1 protein-coding gene (running past both ends of the window) is annotated in these 17,397 nt (G+C 71.5%); it reads left to right on the top strand.

This entire window lies inside a single protein-coding gene on the top strand: locus G361_RS45455, encoding a GntR family transcriptional regulator. The 59,619-nt coding sequence extends 12,887 nt beyond the window's left edge and 29,335 nt beyond its right edge, so the window shows coding positions 12,888-30,284 — codons 4,296 (partial) to 10,095 (partial); the first complete codon in view begins at position 2. Both codon boundaries (start and stop) fall beyond the window edges.

Here is a 17,397-nt window from a genome sequence, read left to right as displayed (position 1 = left end):
CCGATCGCAGCCGGCCGACCAGCTGGCCGCGTGGCGGCCGACCGGTGGCGAGGTGTCCTGGAGTGACGCGGAGGTGGTGCCGGAGGCCGGTTTCCTGTCCGGCGAGCCGTACGTGCGGGCATTGTCGTGGCTGAGTCTGATGATCGACGATGCCGAACGACATGCTCGGAGTGTGCTGGCGTCGACCGTCCGGCCGGCCTCGGCCGCCGCCGAGCAGACCGTCCGGGACCTCACCGCCGCACTCGTCATGCTCACCGAGACGAGGTGGCAGACCGAGGCCAGGATGCGCGTGCGGACGGCGGCGGCCCTCACGCCGGACGACGGCACCGCGATCGGGGGACGGAAGGGCGTCTACTGGTACTTCGACGAGAGCCACCGGCTGGTGGTGCAGTCGCCGATCCCCGGCGCCACCGCGCTTTTCGGCGCCGACGACCTCGAGGTGTTACGCGATCTCGGGGTGACCGGCGTCGAGGTCCGCTGGCTGGAGATCCGTGACCGGGCGGCGGCCGATACCCGGGGCACATATCTGGAACTGCGGGCGCGGCGGCTGGATTGGGAAGGCGCCGAGCCGAGGATCGGCTCCGACGCGTTCGAGTACGTCCGCATCCTGCTCTACGACCTCGAATCGTTCTGGCCGCGATACGGTTCCGTGAACTCCGCGCAGGTGTGGCCCGGTTCCGCCGACGGGGAATCGGATCCGGAGATCCGCCGGAGGTTCGTTCGGGCCCGCGAGGAGACGCGCGACCGGTCGGACCTGGCAATGGATTTCGAGAGCGCCGCGAACACGGCGATGCACGGGGCCTGGGTCCTGCTCGAGCGCGCCGCGACGGAGAATCGTGGCGAACTCGCCGAGCAGATGATCGGTGACGACCTGTTCGTGTTGCGCGAGGTCGTGCGCGCCGCCGCTGCCGCACGGTCGCGTGCGTTGTACGAAACATTCACGGCCGCAGCGGGTCTGGAGAATACGGTCGGGACGACCGACCGCGCGGACGAACCGGGATCCACCCCCGGGTCGTCCGACGCACCCCGGTCCGATCCGCGATCGCCGGATCCCGATGATCCGCTCGCCGCCGCGGGTCCGGCGCGCTGGCGCGCACTGTCGCCCTCCACCCACCTGGCCGGGCTGCTGGAACGAGTGCGGACGCTGAGTGCCGCCGAGAATCCGGGCGACGAGCTCGCGGAACTGCTCGCCCAGGTCGAATCCGCGGCGATCGTGGAGGCCGCCGCGGCCCGTGCCGGGACCGAGGTGGCTGCCGGCCGGGTGCTCGTTCCCGGAATCCAGGCGTGGGTGGAGACTTTCGAGACGGTGGGCACCGAGGACGCGGTCCCGCCGGAGTGGGACGATCGGCAGGTCGTCGGCGGCACGGAATCCGTTCGGCGCCTGGTCCGCATCGATGCCGAACACGGCCGGGTGCTGGTACAGGATTCGCCGTCCACCCGCTCCCGGCAGCGAATTCTCGCGGGCCGGCTGCGCGCGGTACTGGATTCGGCGGAATCCGAAGAAGCGCAACCGGATTCGACCGTCCCAGCGGAGTGGGCGATGGCCGGATTCGAGTCCGGCGCGGATCCGGCGCTCTCGGGACAGGTCACCGCCGCCACTGCCATGCTGCGCGCCCTGACCGATGAGATCGAGGCTTTTCTCGCGACCGCACCCGCCGAACCCGGCGAATGGGCCGCCGATCTGATCGAGGTCGCGCGCGACCTGACGATCCGGGGCGAGGCCCGGCTGGCGGCCCGGACGTCGGCCCGCAACCAGGTGGCCGCGGTCGTCGCCGCCCGGCAGATCGGCGACGGGCCCGGCCGGATCGCGCCGTACGCCCGGATGGACGGCGACCAACTGGTGGTGGTCTCACCCTTCGGGAATCCGTGGTCGTTGTTCCCTGCCGAAGAGTGGGAGATGCTCGAGGCGAACGGAATTCGCGGTATCCGATACACCGGCGTCGAGGTCGATGCCGACGGCGTGGTCCGGATCACCCGCTGGGAACCGGTGCGGATGCCGGCGCCGTCCGGGGTCGTGGGCCCGGGGGCGGGCTGGGCCGCCCGGCAGCGCCTTGCTCCGTTGACGGTGTGGCACAACGAGAACGGGCTCGATTTCCGGTCGCCCCCCGGAGCCGGGCAGTTGGAGGTCGTCCGGGCACACCGGCACGCGAGCGTCCTCGCCCGGACCCGTCAGCTGCTGCGTGACCCGGACAGCCACCGGGTTCGCACGGCCACGGTCAGGGTCGCCGCATGGACCCACGCGACCTTCACGGCGGCCGAGCGAGCCGGGTCGGCGGCGGACCGGGAGGAACTGGCCCGCGAACTGCACCGCACCGACGACGCCGTTCTCCGGCGCCTGCTGGCCGAACATACGGCGGAACTGCTCGAATCCGTGTCCGGGCACCGCGTGCCGGCGACCGTGGCCGGGACGACCGCGCCGGCCGAATGGCCGGCTCCGCTGATCGGGCAGCCGGCCGCCACCGAGTTCGGGCGAGCGGCGGAGAATCGCGCCGCGGAATGGTTCGAGGCCGGCGACGACAGCTTCGCGGCGGTGCTGGCGCTGCCGCCGAACATCCGCCGGATCCTGGCACTCGCCGCGCCTGCCGCCCTTCCGCTGGAGAATCTCCCGACGTGGTTGCGGCATCCGCGCAATCTCGCACTTCTCGCTCAGATCGGCACGGTGCTCGGCGCCGAGAATCCGCCCGCCTGGTTGCGCCGGGGACGCGGCGCCCGCACTGCTCCCGATTCGACGCGGCCGCGTTCCAGCGCCGAGCAGGCACTGGACCGGCTCGTTCCCTCGTGGCGAACCTACGAGTACGACGATCTCCTTGCGGCACTGCGCAATACGGCACAACTGGCGGCCACGGCCCGGAGTCATCCGGCTCGTCCCGCGGTGTACGACCTGCGCGCCGATACCGGCGGGTCGGCGCTGGCCCTCGGCGATCCGGAGCGGGCGCCGAATGTGCATGTGCTCGTGGTGGATCCGTCCTCGGGGCCGGATGCGGTACAGCAGGCGCTGGACGCCGCAGCCGAGCAGGCGGACGCGCGGACGGCCGTCCTGGTCTGGGTGGCCTCCGCCGGTTCGTCCCGCGAGCGCGAAATCCTGGCCGAGGATCTGCTGGCGTTGCATCGGCGGCGGATGTTCTACCGCGCGAACTTCTCCGTCGCGATGCCGGCCGTCACGGTGTCGCCGCGACCGGGCGCGGACTGGATCTGGAGTGCGGGTGAGCTGTTCCGCGCCGGCCCGGTATCCGAAGCGGAACTGGACGCCCTGATCGACGACGGTATCGAGGTCCGCGATCCGGATATCCGGCTGGCCGCCGATGCCTGGGCGGCGGAATTCGCCGAAGGAACCGGACCGCTCGCCGCCACCGGCCCGGACGCGCCGGACGGCGACGGTGTCCTGTTCCCGCCGGGATCGGCGGCCGGCCGGGCGATCTCGGAATGGCTCGCGGCCGTGGCGGCGGGTGGCGAGGCCGAGCCGGGCCTGCGCGCGCGGGCCCGGGCGGCGGTGCCGGCGGACGTCGCCGAACATCACGGCGGCCGGCAGTTGCCGATCGGCGCCGATGACCACGTGGTCGTCCTGGCCGACGGGCCACGGCCGCGAATCGAGGTGTTCGTCCTCGCCGGCGTCGGGGAGGACGTGGTGGATCGGATCCGCGCGGCGCTGGCGCCGTTCGATGTTCCGGTATCCGCCAGGATCGTCACCCTCGATGATGCCGGGCAGGTACGGGTGACGAATCCGTCGAGCGATGTGCTCCGCGGCCAGCGGCAGCTCCGGCAGGATCTTGCCGCGGCGGCGACCCGGGCTCGGGCCGACGATGCCTCGACACCCGATGCCGGGCAACAAGATTGGCGGATCACCGGGGAAGGCTGGAGTGAGCCGGGCAAACTCGCGCTGAATCAGGCGACCCGTTTCGGGTTGTGGACCGCGCAATCGACGGCGACGGAGACCGCGCTGCGGCGACTGCTCGAGGTGGCGGATCGCCTCGCGGAAGCGGCGGAGCCGATGTCGATCCGGGACGAGTCGACCCATCGGCGGCTGATCGCGCAGATCGCCGAGCTCACGCGATCCTGGGCGGACATCCGGGCCCAGATGCTGGCCACCGAGACCCGCCGGACCGTGGAACGCGGCGGTGACGACATCGCCCGGCGGCCACCGGGGCAGCAGTCGGGCGGGTATTGGTATGCGGAGGCGGACCGGTCCGGAACCCAGCGATTCGTCCTCTACTCGCCCGTGCCGGGTGTCGGGCAGTACCTGGATCCCGGGTTCCTCCGGATGGTCGGCGACGCCGGCTTCGCCGGGATCGACGTCCGATGGTTCGGCCGGGGCGGGGACCTGGAATGGAACCTGTACCAGCAGAGTCGGGAGCTGGGGCCGGGCTCGGACCGCCCGATCCTCGGCGGCACCGACCGGGAGTACCTCGAGGCGGCGCTCGAACCGCTCGAATCGTTCTGGCGTGCCCACGGTGATCCGGCGCTGACCTTCAGCGATCCGGAATCCGAACTGGGCCTGCTGGCAGGCGCCGACGCCGGCGGCATCGTGGAAACCGTGGTCGGCCCGGACGATCTGGTCGATGCGGAACTGCTGTTGAGCCGGCGGCTGCGCGACGTGTACCGCCGGTTGTCCGCGGGCGCGTCCATGCGATCGGCCGAGATCACCCAGGCCGGGGAAGTGATCCGCGCCGTCGTGGCGAGCGGGCAGCACGATCCGGTTTCCGTGAGCCGATATCTGGCCGACCGGATCGTCGCCGGTGATCTCGCGGCCCTGGATCGAGTGCTGCGATCCGCGTCCACGTGGTCGGCGGAGATGGCCGCGGCCTTCGCCGGAGCGGTCCCGCCTGCCGACCCCGGCACCTCGGATGCCGTGCCGGGCTGGGAGCCGGCGGAGTTGCCGGCCGGCAGTCCGTCCGAGATATTGGCCGAGCACGCAGCCGAACTCGTGGCCCGGATCGGCGCGGGCCCGGAACAGACCGTGCACTATCTGCGGCTCGGGCCCAGCGGCCGGTGGACGCTGGCGGTCGCCGGTGAGCCGGCCGCCGGCCTGCCGGGTGAGCCGACGGTGTGGCGGCACGCACGGCTGGTGCGTGCCGTGCGGCCCGGTCAGCGCACCGTACTCGGCGACATCGCGCACGTGATCGGTTTCCTGGAAGGCCTGGACGGCGGCCGGCCGGCCTGGGCGGTGGGCGAACGGCCCGCGTCGCTGTACGCGGTGACGCCCAGCGGCAGTCTGATGTTCGCGACCGGCGATCCGGAGCGTGCCCCGAGCCTGGAGGTGCGGGTCGTCCGGCAGACCGTGGACAAAACCACGCGGCAATTGCGCCGCGAGGTGGCCGCCGCCGTGCAATCCGGCCTGGGCTCCGGTGCGACCGCCACGCTGATCTGGGTGGTTCCGGAACACGCCGCGGACGAGGCGCGGTGGGAACTGATGTCGGAGTTGCACGCGCTGATGTGGCGGCGCTGGGTCTGCAGCGTCGCCACCGGTGTGCCGAGCGCGCCGGTGCCGGAGGTGAGCCTGCACGACCCGGGCCCGGACCCGAATCTGGTGCAGGACACCTATATTCCGCCGACACTGCACCAACATCAGGTCGACGTGCTCGCACAGCGATTGGCCGTACTGTTCCAGCGAGATCTGTTCGGCCTGCACGAGCAGACCGATTTCCGGCTGATCACGGACCGGCTCGCGGCCGGCGGCTGGATCGAAGTTCCGCCGGACGCGGACACCACCGCGATCGACACCACCCCGCGGTTGGCCGCCTGGCATCTCTATTACCCCGGGGCCGAAGATGTGCAGGATGTCCGGACATTCCCCGCGCGGGCCGGGCAGGACGATCCGGACGCGCGCACCGCTCACGACCGCCTCGCCGCGGAATTGGCGCAGGCCGGAACGGGTTCGTTCGCAATGGTGTACGGCCGTCATCCGGGCCGGCTGGACGGTACCCCCGGCATCTACGTGATGCGCAATGCCGGGAACGGCGAGATCCGCGCGGTGTGGTGGGATCGCCGGCAGCCGTCGGCCTACGAGCGACCGATCGCCGTGCCCGTGGATGTCGCGTATCCGGGCACGCTCGAATGGGTCGATCGAACCTTCGAAGCAGTCGTGTTTCCTGCGGGATATTTCCCGGGCTGGCCGGACGACGGCACGGGTGGGTCCCCGACCCCCGGCGCCGATTCCTCGGGACCCGGTGGAGGTGAGCTGAATTCATCTGTACCGCAGCAGTTTTCGGACGAGTCCGCAACCATCGACAGTGAGCGGACCGGCGAATCCGGGACATCGGCCGGCGAGCCCACGACCGGCGGAGCGCTGCCGCACGACCCGGACGCCGTGCTCCGCGAACTGATCGACCGGTCCCGTGCGGCCGGTCCCGCGGACCGGCAGCGGTTGCACGACGAGGCCGAGGCCGCCGCGGTCGCGGCCGTCGCCGCGAATTCCGGTGGTCTGGTGATACCGGGTGACACCCCGGACTGGGTGGCCGTGGTCACCGGCGCCGGCCGGATCGAGGTGTTCACGCGCAGCGCCGCCGCACCGGCGCTGTCGCAGCGATTGTCCGCCGCCTTCGCGGCAGGCGGGTTCACCGCGCGAGTGATCGTCCGCGAGGTGCGGTTGGACGGGGCCGGACAGGTCTGGTTCGAACCGCTGCCCGAGGAGATCCGGGACGAACAGCGGGAACGCTCGGTCGCGGCGGAACAGGCTCCGGCGCGGGCCTGGGCCGAGGCGACCCGATCCCGAATGCGGTTGCCGGGTACCGAGACCGAGCCCGAGCGGCTGGCGCCGCTGGACGACCGCTGGACTGCCGTCCTGACGGCGCTGTACGCGCTGCTGCCGCAGGATCGGGAGACGCCGCCGGACCAGGAGAGCGAGTCGGCGGGGGTGTCGCAGGAGCGCGACGATCGGTATCGGGCGCTGCGGTCGGAACTGCTCGCGGACGTGGTGACCGCCACCGCCGACCGGATGCACGCGATGGCGACCCGGGCGCTGGTCCCCGCCGGCGCACCGGGGTGGTACTGGTCGATCGACGACGGCAACCGGCTGGTGGTGTATGCCCCCACCGCGCAGGCCACCGACCTCCTGGGGCCGGAGATACTGGCCGAACTCGCCGCGGCGGGTATCGCCGGTGTCGAGATCAGATGGATCGGATTCGACACGGAATGGCGTGTTTTCGGGCAGAGCCGGACGCTGCGGGACGACGGCGGATGGCGACCCGACCATGTCACCCTCGACCGGATCCGCGCGAATCTCGCGCCGCTGGAGGAGTTCTGGGATCGGCACGGTCTGGACGAAGCCACGCTCGAGCTCTACCACCCGGAACGGCGGGCGGACGGGCTGGAGTGGGCCCGAGGGCTGTGGCGCGCGGCCGTTGCGCGTCGGGAGGATGCGGTCGGCAGCGCGAGGTGGCCCGACGCCGACGCCAAGGTGCGGTACCGGTCCTGGGCATTGCTCCAGTACGTCGCCGGACTCGTCGAAAACCTCGGTGCCCGAACCGGACTCGACCCGGCCGAACTCGCCGGGCAGCTGTTTCGCGGCGAGATCGCCATCCGTGAACGGATATCCCGGGAAACCGAACAGCAGCTGATCGAAGATCTCGCGCGAACCTTCGCACGCGCCACCGGCATCCGATTCGATACCGGGCCCGCGTCCCCGCCGCCCACCGATCCCGGCGAGGTGTGGCGTCCGGCGGAACTTCCGGACGACGAGACGCCGACCGTGCTGGAAGTCGAGGCGTCGGGGATCGCCGCCCGGGTCACCCGCAGGCAGACGGATCCGCTGAGCGCCTTCTTCCGAGCCGATTTCGAACAACGGTGGAAGATGATCGCCGGGGCACCGGCCCAGGTTCGGAAGGACGTGATGCCCACCGGATGGCGTCACCTCCGAAATGTCTATCGCCTGTTGAGAATTGCGCGTACCCGAGGACTGGGGTCTGTGCTCCGTCCGCTCGGTGGCATCGACGCGTTGTTCGGTTTCCTGCAGAGTTTCGACGAAGGACCGCTCTGGGCGGCGCGTGATCGGCGGGTATCGCTGTACGCCGTCGACGTCCTGAGCGACGGGGTGATATTCGCGGTCGGCGACCCGGAGCGCGCACCGAATATCGATGTGCGAGTGGTCCCCTCGGCGGGCCGGACCGTCGAGCAGGTGCAGGCGGAGGTCGGGCGAGAGGTGCGGGCCGGGCTGAGCCGGCCCGGCCGGGCGACGCTGATCTGGGTCGTACCCGACCGGACGGCGCTGGGCGCACGTCAGCAGATCGTGCGCGAGGTGACGAACCTGCTGCGGCGACGAGCGTTCTACGACATGGTCGCCCTGACCCGGACATCCGAGACCGAGACCGCCGCGGAAGGCGATCTCGACGTGTCGGCGTTCGATCCGGCCCGGCCGGGACCCGAAGTGACACTGATCGACCCGTCGGAAACCATCTTCGATCCGGGCGAAACCTTCCTGCCGTTTCTGCCGGGACTGGCCACCGCGATACCGGAAGGCGATTTCCCGGCCGGCGTGGTCCGATCGGTGGCCGGCGTCGATCCGGTCACCGACCTGGACCGCTTCGACGAGTTGCTCGCGGACCGGGAACGGACGGTCGCCACCTCCGCTGAATTGTCCACGGCGCCCGCCGATGTGCGCGCGGCGGCCGAACGGCTCGGCCTGGGTGCGGCCGGGTACGTCGACGGGTCCGACCCGGCGTCGGCGGCCGCCGAGCGCGAACAGCTTGTCACGCGGCTGCTTTCGATGCCCGCCGGTTCGTTCGCGCTGCTGTTCGGCAGGATCGCGGGCAGCGCCGACGAACGTCGCCGAATCTTCGTCCTGCGCAACGACGACGGCAGGATCGTGGCGCAGCGGTGGGAACTGCGGGCCGACGCACCCTTCGAGTTGCCGACCGTGCGGCTGGTCACCTTCGACCCCGCCGGCGGCTCCGACGAACCCTTCCGGGCGCTGCTCGTCACGGCCGGCCCGGTCGACCCGGAGGACGGCGGCCCGGTCGACCCGGAGGACGGCGGCCCGGTCGACCCGGAGGACGGCGGCCCGGCCGACCCGGAGGACGGCGGTGCGGCACCGTCCGGGGATCGCGACTCCGCACCGCCCGGTGCCGGTGGCCCGAACGAGGCCGAGCCGCAACCGGATTCGGACAGCGGCGCCGAGCAGATCAGCCCCACCGTCACCGAGGAGGCGCCGCGGCCACCCGGTGAGAGCCTGTTCCGTCCGGCCGATCGCGATCTCGCCGAGCAGCTGCGCAGCGTGCGGTCGGGTGACCCGGCGGCGGGGAACGCCGCCGGGCTGCCGGACCTGCTCGCCGCGCTGGCGCGGACCGCGGCCGCGCAGTTCGCGGAAACCGTTGCCGGAGTGCAAGTTACGGTGCCGACGGGGGTTCCCGGCAGCTGGGTTCTCGTAGGCGCGGCCGTACCCCGCATGGAGGTTTTCCTCGACCCCGGTGCGGAGATTCCACCCGCGTGGCGAGAGGCGCTGGAACGCAACGGATTCGAGGTCGTCGAGCGGCGGGTCCGGATCGACGAGGAGGGCCGGGTCCGGGTGGCGAACCGGCCCGCGGAACTCGCACGCAGACAACACGATCTCCGGGTTCGACTGCGAAACCTGGTGTCCGGAAACGGATCGACGGTGCACACCGCAACCCCTTCGCCGGGCCCCGCGTGGTCGTGGTTGCCGTTCGAGGCCATCGCGCCGTCGGACATCCCCTGGGTGGCGGAATTCGATGCGGTCCGGCGCGCGATCGTCGCCGAGCTGCGCGAGCTCGAGCGCCGGCCGGGTTTCGCGCGGCAGTGGACGGCTGCCACCGAAATCATCATGGAGCAGTCGGTGGCCCGAGCCGAGGCCGCCGTCGCGGCCTCCGATGCGGCCCGCGTCCAGGCTGGGGCGATGGCGGCACGACGAGCGCAGCCGATGCGGGCGGAGATCCTGTCGGATTACCTGTGGGTGAGCCGCGGGGTGCTGCGGATCGTCACACCCGTGGCCGGTCCGCAGGATCTGGGCCTCGCCGATCCGAATGTGCTGATCGGTACCGGGATCCGGCGCATCGAATTCCAGCGGGTGAATGTCGGGCCCGACGGGCAGGTCCTCGTCGTCGGCTGGTCCGCGGACGTGGCCGACGGCCGGGAGCCGGATCCCAGCGCCGTCCACGACCGCGCGCCGTTGCACGCCGCGGCGGCCCGGCTGGCCGATCTGCTTCGCGACTACGGAATCGACTCCGGCACAACGAGTTCCGGCGACCCGCGTACCGCCCGGCGCCGGGCGGTGGCGGCCCTCACCGAATCCCTGCTGCGCGCGGATCCGGCCGCGAATGCTCATCGATCCGCGATCGCCGCGTTGTCGTGGGCGATCTTCACCCGGCACGATCGGGATCCGGCCGAGCTCGCTCGGGAACTGATCGCCGCCGATCAGGACGTCGAACGATCCGTGTCGTTGCTGCGCACCGCCGACCTGTCGGCCCGGTTCCGGCGGGCGACCGCCGAATTCCACGGCGCGCCGACAGGTACCGACACACCCGAGGCGGCTGCCGCGCGCGGACTCGCCGGTCCGATCGACCTGCCGCGCGACTACGCCGACAGTCGCCTGCGGGACGAGGCCGCCGCGATCGCGCGGCGATTGCGGCTCGCACCCGATTACCCGGCCGCGTTCCTGGAATTGGACGGCCGGCAACGCGAACTGCTGGTCGGCATCGCACCCGATCTGGTGCGGCCCGCCGGAATCCCGTCCATCTGGCGGAACCGGCGCACTGCGTATCTGCTGTCCTATCGGGTCGCCGCGATGCGGATGCTCGCGAATACCGCGGACGGATTCGCCGGTCTGGACGCTCGCCTGACCGATCCCGATACGGCCCTGCTACTGGAACGATCCGGGTTGTTGTCCGCAGCGGCGGTCGGGAACCCGGCCGCGGCCGCGCGGGTGCTGTCGAGGCAACTGGCGCTCCGGGATCACGTGTTCGCCGGCTCCGCGGTGGCCGGCGTCGACGAAGCCGATCCGGACGGGGAGACCGCGTTCGCCTTCGGCGATCCCGACGCGGCGGCGAATATCGAGGTCCTGGTGGTGGATCCGTACGCGCCCGGCGCGACCGACGAGGCAGTGCGCGCGGCCCTGCGGTGGGCAGCCGAGGCGGCGGACGAGCGGACCGCCGTCCTGGTGTGGCTGGCGCCGGAGACCTCGCCGGAGCAGGCCCGGACCCGTCTGACCGGTCGCCTGCTCGACCTGCACGGCAGGCGCCGTTCCTTCGCCGGCCTGATCGACGTGCCGCAGCCGGTGTGGCGGGTCCGGTCCTGGCCGGGTGCGGAACCGATCCACCCGGCGCCGTTCGACGCTGCCGCGGACGGCCCGGTCGAATCCGGGCTCCGGGCCCGGCTGGCGGCGGCGGTCCCGGCCGCGGCGCGGACGGTCGCACGGGACGAGCCGCCGTTGGCCGCCGGTGACAGCCGAGGCCCCGGGCAATGGTCGGACGCCGTGCGAATGCGCCATCCCGCGATGCCCACCGGCTGGCGAGCGCAACTCGAGCCGATCGCGCGGATGATCGATGCCACGATCGCCGACGCACGGGCCGTTCTCGATCTCCTCGAAATCTTCGGCGAGTCGGCGGCCGACCACGTGGATCGCGCGCGGCGACTCGGCACCGCCCTCGAACTGCTCACCGAGACCTACCGCGACACCGTGGCCGCGATGCGCGTGGTGCAGGCCGTTGCCGCGGTGGTGGAGGCGGGCAGGCTGCTCGAGGGAGAGGACGGCGAGCCCCGGAAGATCGAATACAAGAACCCGGCCGATCGGATACTCGACTACACCTCGACGGGCCGATTCTGGTACATCGACGAGAACTGCCGGCTCGTCGTGTATTCGCCACTGGCATGGCCGGATACGGCCACGCTGCTCGACGCCGCCACGCTGGCGGCCCTGGCGGACTACGGCATCACCGAGGTCGAGGTTCGCAGTACCGTGGTGACCTCGAACGGTCCGGCGCTGGCGGCCCGAGCCTGGCGGGCGGCCGAGATCCGGGAAGATACCGATGAGCCCCGACTGCCGGCCCCGGGAGCCTACGAGATCATCGGCGCCGCCCTCGGCGGACTCGAGGTGCTCCGGCGCGATCACGGCGAACCGGCTCCGGAATCCGAGAGCGTGGAATGGGTTCGCGCACTGCGGCGTTCCGCTGTCTTCGACCGTGCGCGGGCCCGCGCCGCACAGGGCAGCGAGGACGAGGTATCCCGGACCGTCCGGCGCCGGACCCGGGAGATCTTCGCGCAGGCACGCCGGGCGCAGTGGTCCGATGACGCGATCGCCGCGCTGACCGAGGAAATGCTCGGTGCCGATCTCGACGTGTTCGAGTCGGTCCGCCGGGAATCGGACCGGGGCACGGGGCAGCCGGGATCCGCTGCCGCCGAACGTATTCCGCATGTCGGGCCGGTTCCGGGCACCGGGCTGTGGCAGGAGGCGCCGTGGCCTGCCGGCGGTGTCCCGGATGCGATGCGGGCCCGGGGTGCGGCGCTCGCGGACGGGTTGCGGGATCGGGACGGACGTCCGCTGGCGAGCTTCCTCGCGGCGTCCGAGGACCAACGCTGGCAGATGGCGGCCGGCGCTCCCGAGCGACTGTCGCAGTACGAGTTGCCGACCCGGTGGCGGCACACCCGGAACGTCTTCGCGGTGGCCCCCGGGTCCGAGGTGGAGAACGCGGCGTTGTCGGCGTTGGGTGGGGCATCGGCGCTGTTCGGGTTCCTGGCGGCCACGAACGGTATTCCGGTGTGGCAGTTGAGCGGTCACCGGGTGACGGTGTACTCGGTGACCGCGAGCGGTGGCCTCGTGCTGGCGGTGGGTGATCCCGATCAGGCACTCGGGCTCGGGGTTCGGGTGCTCGGCCGCGATCCGGGAGAAACGACCGAGAGCCTCCGGGCCGCGGTCGAGAACGCCGCCGCGGTCCCCCTGGAATTCGATGGGGCGCGGCTGATCTACATCGCGCCGGCGGCCGAGATCTCCACGCGCGAAGCACGATTGGAACTGATCGCGGAACTGGACGAGCTGGTCCTGCGCCGCTGGTTCTACTTCGCCGCTTATGCCGGCGGCGACATCGATGACGTGACGGGATTCGACGTCCGATTCGACGAGCGGGCCGATCTGTTCGAGCCCGGGGAGACCTACCATGCCCCGAGGTTGACCAGCGACGAGGCGTTCCGGCGGTTCGGCGGGATCTCGCCGGTTCGGTTGTCGGCCGTCCTGGGACCGTATTGGCCGGGCGACGCGACGCTGCTGGTGTGGGACCTGCTCGAGCACGGCTGGAACACCTTGCAGTGGGCCCCGATTCTGGATACCCAGCAGTCGAATTCGCGGCTGATCCGCGAATACTTCGAGAGTGCCACCGGCCCCGCGGATCATCACGCTGACTACGGCAGCACCGGAGCGCCGGACGGGACCCTGGACGAGATCGCGACCCGGCTGCGGGAAATGCCGCCGGGAGCTCTCGCGGTGCTGTTCGGCCCGCACCTCGGGCGGCTCGACGGCTCACACGGCCTCTATGTGCTGCGGCACGCCGCCGACGGTTCCCTCCGTATGCGATATCCGGTGCGGCAGCACGAATCCGCGTTCCGGCCGCCGACGGTGGCGTGGACGGACGAGTCGTACGCGGCGCTGCGTCCGCAGTGGCCCAGCGAACCCACCGCGGTGATCATCCCGGCACTCGCTGATTCCCCGGCATGGCGGGACACCGACGCGGAGCGCGCGGTCGCCGGGGTCGAGGACGCTGCCGCGGGGGTCGCGGAGGATCCGGCACCGTCGAGATCAGGTGACGACCCCGGCGCCGCGCCGGCGACCGCCGAGTCCGGTGCCACCGGACCGTCTCGGGCCCAGGACGACGACAGCGAGGAGCCGGACGGCGATCCTCCTCCCGACGCTGGGCAGCCGAATTCCGATGTGCCGCCGACACAGATGCTGACCGGACTCGCCCAGCGGTTGAGCGAGGCGATCCGATCGGCGGCGGCCCAACTGACCGACTCCGGCCACGGTGCCGAGACGTCCGGCGATCCGATCGCGGGCGAAGTGCGCCGGTTGCGCGCGGAGGCTCGCCGGGTGCGTGCCTTGGTCACCGAAATGCTGAGTGCCGCAATGGATGCCGAGACCGCTGCGGCGGTTGTGACCGAACTGCCCGGCGGCGTCGAGCAATTCGGTGATCCGGTGGCCCGGCTGGTGTCGGCGCTGCTGGACGATGCCCCGCCGCATCTCGTCGCCGACGTGCTGCGCCGGGCCGCGGTGCCGGACGCGACGATCGGCGAGTTGCTCGCCGCCGCCGGCGCGGCGCGTGGCCTCGCCGCGCTGATCGCGGTGGGGGACCGGCAGCTCGCCGAGCATCGCGCATGGCGGTTGCGGGACAGTGCCGCACCGGACACCGGCCCGACGGTGCCCGAGGTTCGGTCGTTGCTGGATCTGCCCGAGTCGATCGCCGACATCGTCGTCCCCGGCGCGAACGGCGGTGTCGGCGCGTGGGATCGGATGTTCGCGTTCCTGCTGGAGCAGAGTCCGGGGGCCTGGGCAGTGGTGCACGGCAACCATCCGGATTCGGGGAACCGTCCGCGGCGATATCTGCTGTTGCGGGTGACCCCGGATCGGGTGGTGGCGCTGTGGTGGTCCGGATCCTCGCTGCGATCGACCGAGATTCGTTCCGGGCGAGACGATTTCACCACGCCGGACGAGCAGGTGTGGGCCGTCGTCTTCGGTGTGGAAGCCGCCGATGCCCCGGCGGCCGGTCTCGACGTGAGATCCGTTGCGCGGCATGAGCTGCTGGCCGCACTGGAAGCGGCGGCCTTCGCCGTCGGCGGACTGGATCCCGTACTGCTCGAGGAGGATTCACCGGCGGAGGTCGAGGCTCGCTGGTCGGCTCCGGAGGTGATTCCCTTCGAGTCGGACGACGGGCGGACACCGCGTACGGTGACCACGATCTGGGCGATCCAGCTCGAGGTGATCGAGCAGACGACCAGGGACGAGATCGCCGCCGCGCACGCGTTGCTCGACGAATCCACCCTCGGTGAACAGGCGCTGCGATCGGCGGCGGTCCGGCTCCGGATGCTCACCGAAACCTATCGCGACGCGCTCACGGCCATGCGGATCGAAGAGACGATCGCGGCGATGCCGTTCGTACGGGGTCGCAAGTTCTGGCGGATCGATCCCGAATCGCGGCAGCTGATCGTCTATTCGCCGCTGCCGCTGACCTATCTGTCCCAGCAGCTGGACGAATCCACACTGGCCCGGCTGGCCGCCGCCGGCGTCACCGGGGTGGAGATCCGGCGACTGCGCCTGACCCCGGACACCACCTGGGTTCTGGAGTCCCGAACCGCTACCGCGTATCCGCAGGCCGCGGCGGCACGGCCGGACGAAGAGGCGCGCCGGTTGATCGATTATCAACTCAGCGCGCTCGAGCAGCTCTACAACCGGCTCCTGCACGCCTTCGACTTGGAACGGGTTCGCACGAATCGGCGCCTTACGGTGCTCCGGCGGGAGCGGGCTCGTGCCCGGGGAGCCGACTACGCGCAGGACCGCTCCGACGCACTGCGCGCGGCCCGGGACATTCTCATGCTCACCACCGGGCGGTCGCCCGACGAGGTGCGCGAGTTGGTCTCGGAGATGATCGGCGACGATCTCGAACTGCTGCAACAGGTTCAGCAGCAGCGAGCCGGAGACCGCACACCGGCGAATCCGGAACTCGCCGCGACACCGGTCGTCCCCACCGCCACCGAACCCGGCACCGCGGCCACCGGACCGGGGACTCCGGCCACCGGATCTGGCACCGCGGTCACCGGACCGGCCGACGCGGTCACCGGACCGGCCGACGCGGTCACCGGACCGGCCGACGCGGCGATCGAAAACATGTGGCAGCCGACGTCCTTGCCCGCCGGCGCGGTACCGGAATGGGTCGACGCGGACGCGGCGCGGTTGCTGCGACAGATACGGATCATCTCGTCGATGGCGGCGGCCGAGCAGAACGACATGCCCCCGCAACACCCGACGACCGGTTTCCTCCTACTGGACGATGCCCGGCGCTGGATCGTCGCCGCCGGCATGCACTCGCGCTCGGTGCTGCTGGACGCGCTGCCGAGCCGGTGGCGGCATCTGTGGTTCGTGCACCACCTGCTGCGCAATCCGAGGAACGAGGTCGTGACGGCACTCGGCGGCCTGCCGTGGCTGTTCGGCTTCCTGGAACGCCACAACGGTGTCCCGGCATGGCAGGTCGCCGACCACACGGTGTCGTTGTTCACCGCGTTCGGGACACTCGGCGGCGAGGGGTCCTTGATGCTGTCGGTGCGCGATCCCGAGCGCGGACGCCCGCTCGCGATCCGGGTGATTCCACGGAGCCGGACCGAGACCACCGAGAGCCTGCGCGCCGCGATCGGCCGCGCGGTCGCCGAAAGCCTGGCCCGGACCGACGAGGCATCGCTGATCTGTGTGCTGCCGCCGATCCCCGCGGAGCGCCGATACCTGGAGGAGGAACTGGCCGATCTGATGGAACGCGTACAGGCCTACTTCGCCGTGTACGAGGACGCTGCCCGGCCCGGATCGTTCCCGGTCACCATCGCCGAACCCGGCGGCTTGTTCGGGCCGACGGAGCGGCGGTACTACCCGGCGGTCCTCTCCGAGGCCGAGGCGGCGGCGAAATTCGGCCCGCGATACCGCATTCCGGTGGACGCGATGCTCGGCCTGAACCGGCCCGGCGACCTGGCCCGGCTGATCGAGTACCTGGCCGGGCACGGCTGGGACGGCCTGGCCGACCACGCGTCGGCGCTGGATGTGACCGCGGGAGAGAAGAATCCGGAAATCGTCGCGCAATTCCTGAGCGGCGCAACCGGTTCCGCTGGGCGGACCGTCGAGATCACCGCGAGCGGGACGCCGGGCGGCGCCCGTGCCGAGCTGGCCCGGTTGCTGGCGGCGGAGCGTCCGGGCGCCTTCGCGATCGTTTTCGGCCGTCATCCCGGCCGTGCCGACGGCACCCCGGGCATCCACGTGCTGCGCCACGCCTCCGACGGCACGATCCGGGTGCGATTCGAGCAACGGCGCCACCGGAATCCGTTCGCGCCACCCACGATCGAGGTCGTCGAGGAGGTGTACCGCGCCGGCGACCGGGACTGGCCCGCGGAGCCGCTGCGGGCGATCATCCGCACCCCGGACGATTCGCCGGGCTGGCCGGAGCCCACCGGCGGACAGCTCGGTGACGGTCCCGGTTCACGAATGCTCGGCCCCGCCGCACCGGACTCGTCCACGCCGCGCGCGACCGGGGAGCCGGCGGAGTCCGCCGAGAATGGCGAATTCGACGTACCGGTGCTGTTGCGACGGGCAGAAGCCGCCCAGGTGCGGGGGCAGGCCGCGGCATCCGCCGCCGAGGTCGACGAATCAGCCTCGCGGACAGCTCATTTCGATGAAGACGGCGGGTCGGTGCTGGCCGGGCTGCTCGACGCCTCCGA

It is taken from the genome of Nocardia sp. BMG111209, assembly GCF_000381925.1.
Taxonomy (GTDB): Bacteria; Actinomycetota; Actinomycetes; order Mycobacteriales; family Mycobacteriaceae; genus Nocardia.
Note: the sequence above shows the minus strand (reverse complement) of the source record. Positions and strands in the feature narration are given on the sequence as shown.